Source organism: Parvibaculum indicum (assembly GCF_011762095.1).
GTDB classification, from domain to species: domain Bacteria; phylum Pseudomonadota; class Alphaproteobacteria; order Parvibaculales; family Parvibaculaceae; genus Parvibaculum; species Parvibaculum indicum.
Window position 1 is genome coordinate 1 of record NZ_JAASQO010000007.1, and the last position, 13319, is coordinate 13319.

13 protein-coding genes are annotated in these 13319 nt (G+C 64.7%); 6 read left to right on the forward strand and 7 right to left on the reverse strand.

Annotated features, from left to right (window positions below; all coding sequences use genetic code 11):
- The first annotated feature begins 48 nt into the window (after window positions 1–48).
- Window positions 49–261, forward strand: a complete 213-nt coding sequence (locus tag FHS78_RS09830; protein ID WP_343041962.1) for a hypothetical protein — start codon at window positions 49–51, stop codon at window positions 259–261.
- A 59-nt stretch (window positions 262–320) separates the two neighbouring features.
- Here FHS78_RS09830 and FHS78_RS09835 read toward each other — a convergent pair whose 3' ends face one another.
- Together FHS78_RS09835 and FHS78_RS09840 are read right to left on the reverse strand one after the other, a co-directional pair.
- The gene (locus FHS78_RS09835) at window positions 321–1661 is read right to left on the reverse strand and encodes a dihydroorotase (RefSeq protein WP_167093705.1); all 1341 of its coding nucleotides are present in this window, start codon (window positions 1659–1661) and stop codon (window positions 321–323) included.
- Window positions 1662–1700: 39 nt separating this feature from the next.
- Entirely contained in the window at window positions 1701–2663 is a 963-nt protein-coding gene (locus FHS78_RS09840) for a glycosyltransferase family 9 protein (protein ID WP_167093707.1), read from the reverse strand.
- Window positions 2664–2843: 180 nt separating this feature from the next.
- Between FHS78_RS09840 and ygfZ the strand changes: the two genes are divergently transcribed.
- From ygfZ to FHS78_RS09855, 3 genes are all read left to right on the forward strand, one after another.
- The gene (gene ygfZ, locus FHS78_RS09845; protein ID WP_167093709.1) at window positions 2844–3749 is read left to right on the forward strand and encodes a CAF17-like 4Fe-4S cluster assembly/insertion protein YgfZ; all 906 of its coding nucleotides are present in this window, start codon (window positions 2844–2846) and stop codon (window positions 3747–3749) included.
- Complete coding sequence (locus tag FHS78_RS09850) at window positions 3736–4329, forward strand: DNA-3-methyladenine glycosylase I (RefSeq protein ID WP_167093711.1); 594 nt, start codon at window positions 3736–3738, stop codon at window positions 4327–4329. The genes ygfZ and FHS78_RS09850 overlap by 14 nt, the downstream gene beginning before the upstream one ends.
- A gap of 240 nt (window positions 4330–4569) precedes the next feature.
- Window positions 4570–5151, forward strand: coding sequence for a bactofilin family protein (locus FHS78_RS09855; RefSeq protein WP_167093713.1), 582 nt, complete (start codon window positions 4570–4572; stop codon window positions 5149–5151).
- A gap of 12 nt (window positions 5152–5163) precedes the next feature.
- Here FHS78_RS09855 and FHS78_RS09860 read toward each other — a convergent pair whose 3' ends face one another.
- The gene (locus FHS78_RS09860) at window positions 5164–5856 is read right to left on the reverse strand and encodes a pyridoxamine 5'-phosphate oxidase family protein (protein ID WP_167093715.1); all 693 of its coding nucleotides are present in this window, start codon (window positions 5854–5856) and stop codon (window positions 5164–5166) included.
- A gap of 201 nt (window positions 5857–6057) precedes the next feature.
- Here FHS78_RS09860 and FHS78_RS09865 point away from each other — a divergent pair, with 201 nt between their 5' ends.
- Both FHS78_RS09865 and FHS78_RS09870 read left to right on the forward strand, forming a co-directional pair.
- A complete protein-coding gene (locus FHS78_RS09865; RefSeq protein ID WP_167093717.1) occupies window positions 6058–7182 on the forward strand; it encodes a beta-ketoacyl-ACP synthase III in 1125 nt (374 codons plus the stop codon).
- A gap of 76 nt (window positions 7183–7258) precedes the next feature.
- Window positions 7259–8290 (forward strand): sodium:calcium antiporter, encoded by a 1032-nt coding sequence (locus FHS78_RS09870; protein WP_246220437.1) that lies wholly within the window; start codon window positions 7259–7261, stop codon window positions 8288–8290.
- 8 nt (window positions 8291–8298) lie between these two features.
- Here the strand turns inward: FHS78_RS09870 and FHS78_RS09875 are convergent, their stop codons facing one another.
- From FHS78_RS09875 to FHS78_RS09890, 4 genes are all read right to left on the reverse strand, one after another.
- The gene (locus FHS78_RS09875) at window positions 8299–8673 is read right to left on the reverse strand and encodes a hypothetical protein (RefSeq protein ID WP_167093721.1); all 375 of its coding nucleotides are present in this window, start codon (window positions 8671–8673) and stop codon (window positions 8299–8301) included.
- An 83-nt stretch (window positions 8674–8756) separates the two neighbouring features.
- Window positions 8757–9617: a universal stress protein gene (locus FHS78_RS09880; RefSeq protein ID WP_167093723.1), complete on the reverse strand. Its 861-nt coding sequence runs from the start codon at window positions 9615–9617 to the stop codon at window positions 8757–8759.
- Between the two features lie 10 nt (window positions 9618–9627).
- Window positions 9628–10497 carry a universal stress protein gene (locus FHS78_RS09885; protein WP_167093725.1) on the reverse strand — a complete coding sequence of 290 codons (870 nt, stop codon included), beginning with the start codon at window positions 10495–10497 and terminating at the stop codon, window positions 9628–9630.
- Between the two features lie 44 nt (window positions 10498–10541).
- Window positions 10542–13067 carry a Lon protease family protein gene (locus FHS78_RS09890; protein WP_167093727.1) on the reverse strand — a complete coding sequence of 842 codons (2526 nt, stop codon included), beginning with the start codon at window positions 13065–13067 and terminating at the stop codon, window positions 10542–10544.
- Window positions 13068–13319 lie beyond the last annotated feature (252 nt).

Sequence of the window (13319 nt, forward strand, 5' to 3'; positions counted from 1 at the left end):
CCATCGCATCCGCAATCCAAGCCTTCACCCCCACCGAGTGTAAAAACTATTTCGCTGCCGCAGGATATGATCAGGAATAATTTGAATCCGCTCTATGTCTGGCAGCATTACGATCTGGAGCCGAAATATCCCGAGCTTCAGCGGTTTCTCGATTTCTGGGACCGGGAACTCGAAGGCCCCATCCATTCGGTAAAGGTCGCCACGAGGCGGCTCATCTCCCCCTCGGAGATGCGCCGCGCGGATTTCTACGCGATGCATTGAGGCCGGCAAAGATCGGACGTCATTGCGAGGAGGCGTCAGCCGACGAAGCAATCCAGCCCTCACACGTGGTGCGGCAGCGCCTCCACGAACTGCACGGGCTCGCCGCGCGCCTCGCCCAGGAGTTCGTCCTCCCACATCACGCGGTGGCCGCGAATGACGGTGCCGATGGGCCAGCCCTTCACCTTCATGCCGTTATAGGGCGTCCAGCCGCATTTGGAGACGATCCAGTCGTCGGTGATTTCGCGCTCCGCGCCGAGATCGACGATGGTGAGGTCGGCGTCATAGCCCACCGCGATGCGGCCCTTGCGCGAGATGCCGAAGACGCGCTGCGGCCCGGCGCTCGTCAGGTCCACGAAGCGTTCCAGCGTCAGCCGGCCTTCATGCACATGGTTGAGCATGACCGGGATCATCGTCTGCACGCCCGGCATGCCGGAGGGCGATTTGGGATAGGTCTGTTCCTTTTCCTCGCGCGTATGCGGCGCGTGGTCGGTGCCGATCACATCGACGATCCCTGCGCGCAAGCCCTGCCACAGCCCGTCGCGATGCTCATGGCCGCGAATGGGCGGGTTCATCTGCGCGAAAGTGCCCAGCGCGTCGTAGCATTCGGGCGCGGCGAGCGTCAGATGCTGCGGCGTCACTTCCACGGTTGCCACATCCTTGTGAAGCGCCAGCAGCGGGATTTCGCCCGCCGTGGAAATGTGAAGCACATGGATGCGCTTGCCCGCCTCGCGCGCCAGCCTGAGCAGGCGCTGCGTGCAGATATAGGCCGCTTCCGCGTCGCGCCAGACGGGATGGGTGTCGACATGGCCGAGCAGCGCCAGTTCGCGGCGCTCGCGCAGGCGGAACTCGTCTTCGGAATGGAAGGCGGCGCGGCGGTTGATCGCCTTCAGCACGCGCAGCACGTCCTCGTCCTTTTCCACCAGCAACGTACCGGTGGACGAGCCCATGAAGACCTTGATGCCGCAACAGCCGGGCTGGCGCTCCAGTTCGGGCAGAATGTCCACATTCTCCGTCGTCGCGCCGCCGTAAAAGGCGAAATCGCACTGCATGCGATGGCGCGCGCGCTTCACCTTGTCGGCCAGCGCGTCCGGGTCGGTCGTGGGCGGCTTGGTATTGGGCATCTCGAACACGGTCGTCACGCCGCCCATCACGGCCGCGTGGCCGCCCGTTTCAAGGTCTTCCTTGTGCTCGTTGCCGGGTTCGCGCAGATGGACCTGGGTGTCGATCACGCCGGGCAGGATATGGAGCCCCTTCACGTCGATCGTGTCGGCGGCGTCGGCCTGCGACAGGTCGCCGATCGCGGCGATGCGCCCGTCCTTCGTGCCGATATCGGCCCGGTGCCGTCCGTCCTGATTGACGATGGTGCCGCCGCGAAAGATCAGGTCATAGGTGATGCTCACTTGCCTCTCCTCAAACTCGTCCGGTTTCAGATCCGCTTCTCAGGCCACTTCCGGGAAACGGGCCAGCATCTCGCGCGCGGCCTCTTCGACCATGTCCACGCTCACATCGGTCACGGCGCTCTCGCCGAAATAGGCGTCGCCTTCCTCGGCAATGATTTGATCGCGCGAGCGCTCGCCGCGCAAGGCGCGCGCCCTGCCGTCGCTTTCGCTGCTCCAGGGACCGTATTGCGCATCCGATGTCGGCCCGAAAAGGCCGAGCGTCGGCGTGCCCGCCGCCGCGGCGAGGTGCATCAGGCCCGAATCATTGCCGACATAAAGCGCGCAGCGCGCAAAGCAGGCGCCCGTAAGCCCCAGTTCCGCGCCGACGAGGTCGATCCGGCGCTCCTTTGGCACCGCCTCGAAAACCGGCTTGCAGATCTCCCCCTCCCCGGGCCCGCCCGAAACGAGCAGATAAGCCCCTTCCATCGGACCGCCGGGCGCGGTGAGACGTGCGACCAGCGCCGCATAGCGCTCCACCGGCCACATTTTGCGCGGCCAGGCGGCGGTGGGGCCGACGGCCAACACCTTGCGGCCTTGCGGGATCAGTCTTTCGGCTTCGGCGAGATCCGCCGCGCCGTGCCAGAGGCGGGGATTGGGCGGCGGATCGAAATCGGCGACCCGCGCATTATGGACCACGCGATGCAACGTGTGATCGGGCTTCAGGATGTAGCGCTTCTTCGTCCAGAGCAGCCAGGCGGTGGCCGAGCCGCGCAGATCCACCACCACATCCCAGCGGCGCGGCAGGATGGCGGCCAGGAGCTTGCGCCAATGGCCGGCGCGCTTTTCCTTTTTCATCGGAATGATGCGCTCGACACGGGGCGCATTCTCGAAGAGCTGAACCGCCAGCGGACCGCAGGCGACCCAGAAGGTCGCGTCCGGATAGCGTTCCATCAGCCCGCCGAGCAGGCCGGTTGACAGCACGGCGTCGCCGATCCGGTTGGAAGTAATAAAGAGAATGCGCAATCCGGCCTCTTTTCGCGTCGGCGATGCCCCTATCGAAAGGGTTGGGCCGTTATAGGTTGCGCTCCCGGCCCTGCCAAGCCTGCCCCGCCGGAGCGGCGGCGCGGCCGCCGCCTCCTTGCGGGGCGCGCCGCCGAGGCCTAAATCTTGTGGACCCTCATCACTTCACTGTGCTGGAGCCCCATGTCCGCCTCCGAAAAATCCAGCCTCAAAGCGGCGATCCTGCCCGAACGCGGCGTCCTGCGCCTTTCCGGCCCGGATATGCGCGAGTTCCTGCAGGGGCTCGTCACCAATAACGTCGAGACCGTCGAGCCCGGCAAAGCCGTCTATTCGGCGCTGCTGATGCCCCAGGGCAAATTCCTCTTCGACTTCTTCATCGCGGAGGACGCGGAAGGCCGCTTCCTTCTCGATTGCGAGGCCGAGCGCGCGCCTGCGCTTTTGAAACGGCTCACCATGTACAAGCTCCGCGCCAAGGTGGAGGTCGAGAACCTGACCGAAAGCCATTGCGTGACCGTGCTCTGGGATGGTGAGGCGGCGGCCACGGCGCCGGAGGAAGGCGCCCTCTTCCCCGATCCGCGCCTTGCCGCCCTCGGTACGCGGGCGATCCTGCCGCGCGACAAGGCGGAAGATTTCATCGTGATGGCCCGCGCCGCCCACAAATCCCCGCTCAACTGGCACCGGCACCGCATCCTGCTGGGTGTGGGCGATGCCACTTATGACTACGAGCCTGAAAAGAGCTTCCCGCTGGAACTCAATTTCGACGAGCTGCATGCGATCGACTTCAAGAAAGGCTGTTATGTCGGACAGGAAGTGACGTCGCGCACGAAAAGGCGCGGCAGCGTGCGCAAGCGGCTCCTGCCTTGCGTGGTCAAAGGCGCGATGCCCGCGCCCGGCGTCGCGGTGAAGGCGGGCACGCGCGAGGTCGGAACGGTGTTTTCCGGCGACATAGAGGCCGGGCGCGTCCTGGCGCTTCTGCGCCTCGACCTCGTCTCCGGCGCGACGCTCGACGCGGACGATGCGACGCTCGTGCCGGAAGTGCCCCTATGGGCGGGTTTTTCGCTGGAGGACGGCGCCGATGCCGACAAGTGACGCCTCGGGGCGCTGCCCCTGGCCGGGCGACGACCCGTTCTACATCGCCTATCACGACGAGGAATGGGGCGTTCCGGAATATGACGACCGGGCGCTGTTCGAGAAACTCGTTCTCGACGGCTTTCAGGCGGGGCTTTCCTGGATCACCATTCTTCGCAAGCGCGAAGCGTTCCGCGAGGCGTTCGACGGCTTCCAGCCGGAGAAAATCGCGCGTTACACGCCCAAACGCGTCGAGAAACTTCTCGGCAATGCCGGCATCATTCGGCACCGCGGAAAAATCGAGGCGACGATCTCCAATGCGCAGGCCTGGCTGGAGATTATGGAGCGTGATGGCGGTTTCTCGGAGTTTCTCTGGTCGTTCGTGGACGGCACGCCCCGGATCAATCGCTTCAAACGCATCTCGGACGTTCCGGCGCAAACGGAAATGAGCGTCGCCATGTCGAAAGCGCTGAAACGGGAAGGCTTCCGTTTCTGCGGCCCGACCATCGTCTATGCGTTCTCGCAGGCGGTCGGCATCGTGAACGATCATCTCGTCACCTGTCCGCGGCACGAAGCGTGTGCGCGGCTTGCACAGAAATAGTCCCTGTGCCGCAGCGACTTCTCCACACTTCTTTTTGACGCGATCACTCTTCCGCCACAATCTCGGCACATACGGGACAAACTACGTTTGTAACGATTGTGCCTTCACCGATTTGCGGAGGGCTCCCAAATGTTCAAACGCCCGAAGAGCGATTCAGGCGATCGCTCTCACGCCGAGCGAACGTCCCATAAAAATACGTCCACAGAAGATCCGTCTTCATCAGCGCAGAGGGCATCGTCCATGCGACCCATCAACGAGCAGAAGGCTGAGGGGGACGACCCCGCTTCCAGCCGCGTCACCCCCTCTTACGAAGCAAGGAAACCGACCGTGCGAACTCTCCAGACATCACCGAGCACCAGCAATGGCACCGGGGGCACCGGATCGAGCGCGGATGCGACGCCGCCCGCCGCCAATCTTCATGTCGGCCGCGGCCTGAAACTCGAAGGCAAGATCCAGTCCTGCGACTCGCTCGTGATCGAGGGCGATGTGCAGGCCACCATCGAAAGCGGTTCGCTGACGGTGAGCGAAACCGGCGACGTGCGCGGCGAAGCGACCGTGGACGAGGCGGAAATCACCGGCAAATTCGACGGTACGCTGCTGGTTCGCAAATGCCTGACCATCACCTCGACGGGCCGCGTCACGGGCGAGGTCCGTTATGGCGAGTTGAAGGTCGAACAGGGCGGCCAGATGAGCGGCGACATTCAGGCCGAAGGTCTGGAAGCAAAGCCCTCCGCCTCGAAGAGCGACAAGAAGGCCGACGACAAGACGGAGAAGTCCGGGAAGGACGACAAATCGTCGGACGCCTCCGCCGCCATGCTCTGAGGGGCGGCGTCGTCAGGAAACCAGCCAGACCGCGCCGTCCGGCGCGGCCAAATTGGATGTCGCGCCGTCGGGCGTGGATGCGGGGGATGTCGTCCATCGAAAGAGTGCGCGCCGATGCGTGGCGCGTCCCAGCACCAGCATGTCCAGCCTGTCATAGGTGAAAGCCAGCACGGCGAAATTGGTTTTCGCCGCGGCCCGGCGCGCCTCGTCCCCCTCCCCGGCCGCCATTGCGGTATCCGGGGACGGGCCCGAGGCGCCCGAGTCGGGAGTGCCCGGCACGGCGCGGGCCATATAATCCGCCATATTGCGCGGGCCGAGCGTGCGCCAGGCGCGCTCGGCATATTCATCGTCGGTGTGCAGCGCCGCGCGGCCCGAGAGGCGGAGCTGTATTTCGCGGCGCGGATCGTAAAAGGTGAAGGCCGCCACGGGACGGACGCCGAGTTCGCCGGCCTTGGCCGAGCGCGCATCGGTGTAAATCTCGATGCGGCGGTCTTCCGGGTCGAAACGGCGGAGAATCACGGTCCGCGCCCGCGGCGCCCCGTCCGCATCCACCGTGGAGAGCACCGGCTTTCTGAGCGGCGAGCCGGGTGTTTCCGCGCCCTCCGCCAGCAACAGGCGGGCGCCCTGCCAGAACCCGTCCAGCGTCAGCCGGGCGAGCGCGTCGTCCCCCGGCGGCTCCGCCGCGTCCCATGGTGAAATACCCATAAGGTTAATCCGCCTATTCACGCTATCGCCAATGTATCCCGCCTTGCATATGGCATAAGCGCGGCCGCTGGCATATGTTTGGCCTTCGGTTTCGGGAGGAGCCGACATGCCGGTGTCCTTGGGGGGCAATGCGAGCGGCATGGTCCGACAGACGTCCGGGACAAGGGCGCCGGGACGTGAACATGATAATCAGGTGGCCCAGTGACAAAAGTCGTCATAAGCGGGACGGGGGTCTTCACCCCGCCCAATTCGATTTCCAACGAAGAACTCGTCGACAGCTTCAACAAATTCGTGCGCAAGCACAACGAAGAGAACGCGGACGCCATCGAGCGCGGCGAGGTGGAAGCCCTCGCGGAATCCAGCGTGGAGTTCATCGTCAAGGCGTCCGGCATCGAAGCGCGCTACGTCATGAACAAATCGGGCATCGTGGACCCGGAGATCATGGCGCCGCGCCTGCCGCAGCGCTCCAATGACGAGCCGTCGATCCTGGCGGAAATGGCGGTCGATGCCGCCAACAAGGCCATGAAGCGGGCGCAGAAGAAGCCCGAAGACATCGACGCCGTCATCGTCGCCTGCTCCAATCTCGAGCGCCCCTATCCGGCCATCGCCGTGGAAGTGCAGGATCTGCTCGGCATCGAGGGCTTCGGCTTCGACATGAACGTCGCCTGCTCGTCCGCCACCTTCGGCATCCAGCAAGCCTACGACATGCTGCGCTCGGGCAGCGTCGATTGCGTGCTGGTGGTGGACCCGGAAATCTGTTCGGGCCATCTCAATTTCCGCGACCGCGACAGCCATTTCATTTTCGGCGACGTGTGCACCGCCATCGTGCTGGAGCGCGAGGAGACCTGCACCGCGCCGGGTGCATGGGAAATCGTCGGCACGCGCCTCATCACCAAATTCTCCAACAATATCCGCAACAATTTCGGCTTCCTCAATCGCGCGACGCCGGAAGGCATCGGCGCGAAGGACAAGCTCTTCGTGCAGGAAGGCCGCAAGGTCTTCAAGGAAGTGGTGCCGATGGTGGCCGAGCTCATCCTCGAACACATGAAGGATGAGGGCCTCGACCCGAAAGACCTGAAGCGCATGTGGCTGCACCAGGCCAACAAGAACATGAACGACTTCATCGGCCGCAAGGTGCTGGGCCGCGACCCGGAACCGGGCGAGCAGCCGAACATCCTTCAGGAATACGCCAATACGAGTTCGGCGGGCTCCATCATCGCCTTCAGCCAGAACAACGAAGACCTGAAGGAAGGCGATCTCGGCCTGATCTGCTCCTTCGGCGCGGGTTATTCGGCGGGCAATATCCTGGTGCGCAAGCGCGCTTGATCGCACATTTGCGATCGCCCACACTCGGGCTCCGATGTTCTGGCCGCGCCCGCGCGGCGCGACGGTGGACGATCGCTTGTTTATCGACCTGGGGCCGCTCCCGAACGCCTTGATCTTCGCCGCCGCCGCGCTTGTCGTCGGCGTGGCGGGGATCGCGCTGACGAAACGCGCCGATGTGCTGGCCGACCGCACGGGCCTTGGCGAGGCCATTGTCGGCGCCGTCCTGCTCGGCATCGCCACCTCCCTTTCGGGCACGGTCACCTCCGTCGTCTCCGCCCTTGAGGGCGCGGTGTCTCTGAGTACGTCCAATGCGCTGGGGGGCATCGCGGTGCAGACGGCCTTTCTGGCCGTCGCCGACATCTTCTATCGCCGCGCCAATCTCGAACATGCGGCGGCCGACGCCACCAATCTGGTTCAGGTCGCCCTTCTGATCCTGATGCTCTCCGTCCCGCTCGTCGCCTGGTCGACGCCGAATGTGACCGTCTGGGCGATCCACCCGGCGTCCATTCTGCTCTTTGCGATCTATCTGGGCGGACTCAGGCTCAGCGAAACGGTGCGCCACCGGCCCATGTGGAAACCGGAACAGACGCCGGAGACGCGCCACGACATGCCGGAGGCGGAAAGCGAAAACGCCCCTTCGACGACCCTGCTCGCATTCGAGCTATTTCTGTTAATCGCGGCGGTCGGCGTGGCGGGCTGGCTGATCGCGGAGACGGCGCGCGCCCTTTCCACACAGACCGGCATGTCGCAGGCGATGATGGGTACGCTTTTCACCTCGGTCGCGACATCGCTGCCGGAACTCGTCACCACCGTCGCCGCGGTCCGGCGCGGCGCCTTGCAGCTCGCCGTGGGCGGCATTGTCGGCGGCAACACCTATGACGTGCTTTTTCTGGCGTTTTCGGACACCGCCTATCGCGACGGCTCCCTCTATCATGCGATGGACGAGCGCCAGATCTTTCTCGTCGCGACGGGCCTCGTCGTCAGCGCGCTTCTGCTGCTCGGACTGCTCAGGCGGGAAAGGCGCGGCATCGGCAATATCGGTTTTGAGGGCATTCTCATCCTCACCGTCTATGCCGGTGCCGTCGCCATGCAGATCGTACAGGGGTGAGCGAAGGCTCAGCTCTTGAGCCAGGGCTCCACCGAAACGATGCGATAGGTGCGCGTCTCGCCGTCATCTTCCTTCACCGACAGATATTCGCCGGTCTGAATCTGGTGGCGGTCCAGCTTGAAGAAGGGCTCGTCGCCTTCGGGCGTGGCGGCATCGTAATCGATCACCCAGCCGCGTCCGATATGGCGCAGCAGGCCGCGCTGGTCGTCTTCGCCTTCGCTGAAATGACGCACGACGCAATCCTTGGAATGGGACTTCCAGGCCTCGGGATCGAGCTTCATGTCGCCGTCGAGCGGCACGACGAAATCATAGCCATGCGCGGCGGAGCCTTCGGGAAATTCATCGGTGCGCGCGAGCGACATGTGAACGCGATAAAGGGTCATGTCTTCCTGGATCCTGTTTCTTGGTTTACCGCAGCCGGGCCGCTAGCGGGGCCGGCTGTTTGTCGATGATCGGTTGCGTATCGTCAGTGGGCCATCAGCACGGGCAGCGTCGCATGGGCGCGAATGTGCTGCGTGGCGCCGCCCATGAAGAACTCGCGAAGACGGCTATGGCCATACCCGCCCATGACGAGCAGATCGACCTTGGCGGCTTCGGCTTCGGCCAGCAGGATTTCGCCCACGGCGCGTTCCTTCCGCTCGACCTTTTTGATTTCGACGTCGACGCCGTGAAGTTTCAGATAATCGGAAAGGAATTCGCCGCTCACCGGCTCATGGTCGCCTTCGGCCACGCAGATGACGGTGACGCTCTTTGCCTTGGCAAGGAAGGGCAGCGCGCCCGTCACCGCGTGCGCGGCTTCGACGCTGCGGTCCCATCCGACCGCCACCGAGCCGCCGACCGGCTCCCATGATTTGCGCGGCGCGATCAGCACGGGCCGTCCGCCGCTCATCATGGCCGCTTCGAGAGCGGTGCCGCCGGCGCCGCCGAATTCGTCGGTATCCCCGAAAATGATGAGATCGGCGAGGCGGCTGTGCCGCGCCACAACCTCGTCGCGGCGGCCCGTCACATCGAGAAAGCGCACCGAGGGAAGCGTGAAGTCGCCCTTCTCCACCACCGGCAGGCCGGCCTTCTCCGCGGCTTCCTTCAGCCCCGCCAGCGCCTGGGCGGCGGCCTGGTCCGCGCCCTGTTTGGCCGCGGTCAGAAGATCTTCGATGACCTGGCCCGACACGCCGTCGCCGAGATAGGGCAGCGCGTCGGCCGGGTCGGGCCGCGAGAACAGGCCGACAAGCTGCGCGCCGAAATCGCGTGTCACGGCCAGTGCCGTTGCCAGCACTTCCCCGTCGGACGACGTTCCGGAAAGCGGAACCAGAATCTTGCGCACAGACATTTCTTTCTCCTTATTCGTCCGTCTTGAGGTCGGGGACATTCGTCCGCTCGGACCCGAGAAGCAGAACCGGGCAGCCCGCCGCCATGGAGAGCCGTGCCGCGTCCTCATCATTACCCAGCCAGCCGGCATTTGCCACCAGCAGTCCCACGCCGGCGCGATGCGCCGCTTCGGCAATATCGGCCGCCGAGGCCCCACGCGCGCGAACGCGCTGAAAACTCGACCCGAGGCGCCGCGCCAGCGCTTCGGCGAAGGCGGTGCAGCTTTCGCCCAGGCTGGAGCCCTCGTCAATGGCGACGACGGGTCGGCCCGGCTTGACCGCCTGGACCGCGCTTTGAGGCGGCACCGCGCCCTTGAGCCCGGCGCGCTTTGCGACCAGCAGCACGTCGGCGCGCGCTTCCCTGGTCGCGGAAAACACCGCCCGGCCGACCTCGCGGGGCGAGACGCCCGGCGCGCGGATGACCAGCGTGTCCTCATGCCGCGCGGCGGCGGCAAGCGAGCGCAAGGGGCGTCCGCGCCGCACATCGAAACTCCACTCCACATGCGCTTCGTCGGCAATGCGCGAAAGGACGCGGCGGGCGCTTTCGGCCTGGGCGCGCATGGCGCGCAGCATACGCTCGGTATCGACGGGGCTCACCTGCCCGGAAAAGGAAACCTCGCGCGCGAAAGGAAGCCCGGCGAGATTGAGCAGGTCTTCGTCTTCCACGAAGACGCCGCTCAGCCGCGCATCGACCGAGGCCGCCAGCCGGGCGGCGAGCGAGAGCGTTTCGCGCGCCACGATCGACGTATCGAGGCCGATCACGATACGCGGCTTCTCCGCTCCGCCCTCGCCGGTCGCGGCGGGGCTTGCGCCTTTCAGCTTCTCCTCGCCATTGTCATTCATGGCTTTCGGCTCCGCTCGCCTGCGGCGTTCTCCACGGCCATAGCTCAGCGCTTCCTGTCGCCATTGCCGTCGATGCCTTCGCTGGCAAAGCGGCGCTGGTTTTCGGCAAAGGCGGCAAGGCGCTCCTCGGTGCGGGCGAAGATCGAGCCTTTCGGAAAATGGCCGTCCTCGCCGCGTTCGCCCGCGGGCGCGCCCATCAGAAGTTCTACGCCCTCTTCGATATGCTCGACAGGATAAATCGCAAACATGCCGCGCTCGACCGCGTCCACAACGTCCTGGCGCAGCATGAGATGCTTCACATTGGCGGCGGGGATGAGCACCCCCTGGTCGCCGGTAAGGCCGCGCCGCATGCAGATGTCGAAAAAGCCTTCGATCTTGTCGTTAACGCCGCCAATGGCCTGCACTTCGCCGAGCTGGTTGACCGAGCCCGTCACCGCGAAGCCTTGCGAGATGGGCGCTTCGGCCAGCGCGGAGATCAGCGCATAGAGTTCGGCGGAAGAGGCGCTGTCGCCGTCCACGCCGCCATAGGATTGCTCGAAGACGATGCTGGCGCTCATGGAAAGCGGCACGGCGGGCAGGAACTGGCCGGAAATATAGCCCGACAGGATAAGCACGCCCTTGGAATGGATCGGCCCGCCGAGATGGACCTCGCGCTCGATATCCACCACGCGCGAGGCGCCGAGCCCCATGCGCACGCGCGCGGTAATGCGGCTCGGGCGGCCGAAGGTGACGCTGCCCATGGAGAGGATCGACAGGCCGTTCACCTGGCCGATCGCCTCGCCCTCCGTCTCGATCATCACGATCTCGCGGGTGATCATTTCAAGCGAGCGCTCGCGCATCCGGTCGGCCCGGCCGATCTGCGCTTCCACCGCGGCGTCTATATGGCTTGCCGACAGCGCCGTCGCCCCTTCCTCGCGCGCCAGATAGTCGGCCTCGCGCATCAGGTCGGCAATCGGGCGCATCACCGTGCTCAGCTTTTCGGCATCCTCCACGATCCGCGATGAGCGTTCGATCATTCGTCCGACGGCGGAGCGGTCGAGCGGCAGCAGCTCCTCCGCTTTCGCGGCGGCGGCGAGATGGCGCGCATAGAGCAGGTCGTTGTCGTCGCCCCGGTCGATCTCGTCCTCGAAATCGGCAGCGACCTTGAAAAGCTCCGCGAATTCGGGATCGGCATTGGACAGCACGTAATAGAGATAGCGGTCGCCGAGCAGGATGACCTTGAGGTCGAGCGGGATCGGATCGGGCTCGAGCGTGACGGTGCTGATGAGGCTCATGAACTCGCCAGGGGATTCGATCAGCACCTTGTGACGGCGCAGCGCGCGCTTCAGCGCTTCCCAGGCCAGCGGTTCGCGCAGCAGCTTCAGCGCGTCGATCAGCAGATAGCCGCCATTAGCGCGATGCAGCGAGCCGCCCTTGACCAGCATGAAGTCGGTCACCAGCGCGCCCATTTGCGGCATGTGCTCCACACGGCCGACGAGATTGGCAAGCGTCGGATGATCCTCATAGACCACGGGCGCGCCGCCGCCGATGATCTTCTTTTCGTCGCGCTCCTCCGGCGGCGGGACGGGCGTCGCGTCGTCGTCATCGCCGTCGGTATTGCTGACCAGCACATTTACCTGATAGCGGCGGAACGGATCGCCGCCGCCGCCGAAATTCGAGCTTTGCCCCTGCGACATGGCCTGCAGCGCCGCCATGAGCTGTTGCTGCTGGGGCTGTTCGTCGCCGCCGGCAAAGATGCCGAAATTTTCGACGATGTCCTGCGCCACGTCGTCGAGCCACGAGACCGCGGCGGGCACGCCCTGGAACAGCGAGCGGATCTGCTCCATGGCGCGGGCCACGGCGCGCTCGGCCACTTCCTCATTCAGCTCGCGCACACGCGCATGATGTTCCTTCTGCCAGCCGGGAATATGTTCCAGCGTTTCGGCCAGTTCCTCCTGCAGGGCCTGGATGATCTGTTCGATACGCTTGCGCTCTTCCTCGGGCAGCTTGTTAAACTCGTCCGGCTTCACCACTTCGCCGTCATGCATCGGCGCCAGCGCAAAACCCTGCGGCGTCCGCAGCAAGGCGATGCCCTGCGCCTCGGCCTTTTCGCGCAATTCCTCGAAGGCGTGTTCCTGGCGTTCCTGCAATTCCTCGTCGATGGTCTGCCGGCGGTTCTGGTACTCCTCGCTTTCCACGATGGAGGGAACGGTCACCTTCAGATCGTCCACGAGCTGGTCCATCGCCTCGCTGAGGCGCGGTCCCTGCCCCGCGGCCAGTTCCAGCGCGACGGGCTTGTTCGGCGTGTTGAAATTATTCACATAGACCCAGTCGGAGGGGGCCTTCTGGTTCGGCACGATCCCCTTCAGGTAACGCAGCACCGTTTCATGCTTGCCCGCGCCGTCCGGGCCCAGCACGAAAAGATTGTAGCCGTAGCGGCGAATGCCGGTGCCGAATTTGAGCGCTTCCAGCACACGCTCCTGGCCGACCAGCGTATCGGGCTCGTCCAGTTCGTCCGTGGTCGTGAAATCGAATTGCGTCGTATCGCAGGCGCGGTACAGCAGTTCGGAAGGAACAGGATCGACTGACATGGGCCCTCTTGCGTGGTTGACGTCTTGTTCTTTTTCTTCTTTGCGTCCCGCTCTGCCGAACAGTCTAAAACCCGTGCCAGCCATCGCCAAACCGTCTATCTGCCCCGAAATGGCCTACCGCCATCGACAGGGACCGGGGCGATGTCTAATTTCGCCTCTCCCCGCCACCGAATGTGCGAATACTCACCATATGCCTGCTCCGAAACAATCCGGCAAAACCCCTAGTTCGGTCTCCGCGTCCGCCCCGGACGC